Below are 1,975 nucleotides of genomic sequence, written 5' to 3' on the forward strand. Positions count from 1 at the left end.
GCCCGTTCGACGCCGAAATATGTCTTGCCAGATAACTGGCAAGACGGTATCTACGTTAAAAAATTGCCCCCACGTTTTATCACATTCTCTGTGGTTTAAACCGCAGCGCCATCACCATCAGCAACACAATGCCCACGCTCATGATTATCCACGCACTATCGAGCGAGGCGGCGCGGTCACGCACGATGCCAGCGACCAGCGGCATCAACGCCGCCAGCAAATAACCGCCGCCCTGCACGAAGGATAGCAATGCGCCCGCTTCTTCCGGCGTGTGCGCATGATCAAGCGTGACGATCAGCGAGAGCGGGAACAGCGCGCCGATGCCCAATCCGAGCAGCAATGTAGACAGCCACGCCTGCGCGCCGCCCAGCGTTAGCAAACTGATCAATCCCAGCAGAATCAGGGTTAACACCACCAGCAACGGGCGGCGGCGATCGCGTAAGCGATGGATCAGCGCCGACAGCATAAAGCCCGCAGCCACTTCCGTCAGCGTCAGCGCGCCCAACACGTAACCGCTCTGATCCGGTCGCCATCCGTGCTGCATATAAAACGGCGGCAGCCACGCCAGCACTAGAGTGTACGCACCGGTGCCAATACCAAAGAAGATCATCAACAGCCAGGCGCGCGTTGAGCGAGCGGCGCGTGGAGGTTGATTGCTGTGTGTCGGCGCGATGCCGCGTGAAATCGTCAGCCACAGCAACAGCGCGATGATTGCGGGCACCACCGGAATCGCCAGCGTTAACGCTAAACCTTGCGCATTGGCCAACGGTGCAGCGCTGGCAGCGGCAATCGCTGCACCCGCCATAATTCCGGTGGTGAATAGCGCCATCAGCGTGCCCGCTTTCGCACCGAAGTAACGTTTGATCTGCGCTGGCATTAAGGCCTGAATCAATCCGATACCGCACCCCGCCACCAGCGCGCTGGTAATCAACGCTGTGGCAGATTGGTCGAATCCACGCGCGATACTCGCCAGCGCCAGCAACAACAATCCAACAGCGATACCGCGCACTTCGCCAAGCCGATGCAACAATAGCGGACCCGCCAGCGCCGCTAATCCCATCATGATCACCGGCAACGTGGTGAGTAGGCTAAGCTGCATGGCACTAAGCTGCGCGTCGCGCTGCAGTAGCGTAAAAAGCGGCCCCATCGCCGCCATAATCGGCCGTAAATTCAGTGCGATAATAAAAACCAGTAAGGCAAACATCCCAACCGCAGGTAAAGTACGATTCACTTTGCATCTCCTTGCACATTAAAAGTATCTTAACGTTAAGATACTTTTCGGAGCAGCAATAGCCCATGCGCACAAAGCAACAAATGGTGATGAGATATGGTCGCCATAAATGCCGCGTTTTTCGGTCGCCATAAATGGCAACCCTACAAAAGATTGGCGCGTTTTTCGTAGGGTGCGCATTCATGCGCACCTTCTTACATCAAACTCAGGAGTTAGCCGCTTGACCGATCACGTCGATTTTGTAGTTGAACAATGGGCCAGCGCGATGCCGGAGTTGGATGCGTCATCAATGACGGTTTTTGGCCGTATGCTGCGCATCATGCAACATCTGGCGAAAACCCGCGCTGAAGCGCTGGCACCGTTTGGTTTTCGCGACGGCGAATTTGATGTGCTGGCGACGCTGCGACGCGCAGGCGCCCCCTATCGCTTGTCGCCCACGCAGCTGTATAAATCGTTGCTGGTGACATCGGGCGCGATGACCAATCGGCTCAATCGGCTGGAAGAAGTGGGTTCGATTGTGCGTGTTGCCGATCCCGAGGATAAGCGCAGCATGCTGGTGGCGCTCACCGATGGAGGCTTAGCAAAGATCGAGCAAGCGCTGCTGGTGCATACGCAAACGCAAAACAGTTTGCTGGCCACGCTGGATGCCTCGCAGCAAGCACAGTTGAAAACCTTGCTGAGTCAGTTATTGGTGGCAACTGAAGCGGAAAAGTAAAAACGCTGTTGCTGATGCGTCAAATAATG

At 56.2% G+C, this 1,975-nt stretch carries 2 protein-coding genes; one reads left to right on the forward strand and one right to left on the reverse strand.

All coding sequences use genetic code 11. The annotated features are described in order from the left end of the window. Nucleotides 1-79: 79 nt before the first annotated feature. On the reverse strand, nt 80-1,231 hold the full coding sequence (locus RTM06_RS18045) for an MFS transporter (protein WP_312184026.1): 1,152 nt from the start codon (nt 1,229-1,231) through the stop codon (nt 80-82). Between the two features lie 220 nt (nt 1,232-1,451). Between RTM06_RS18045 and RTM06_RS18050 the strand changes: the two genes are divergently transcribed. Then, a complete protein-coding gene (locus RTM06_RS18050; protein WP_312184028.1) occupies nt 1,452-1,946 on the forward strand; it encodes a MarR family transcriptional regulator in 495 nt (164 codons plus the stop codon). Nucleotides 1,947-1,975 lie beyond the last annotated feature (29 nt).

The sequence above is a fragment of the Pantoea sp. CTOTU46764 genome (assembly GCF_031974595.1).
GTDB classification, from domain to species: Bacteria; Pseudomonadota; Gammaproteobacteria; order Enterobacterales; family Enterobacteriaceae; genus Pantoea; species Pantoea trifolii.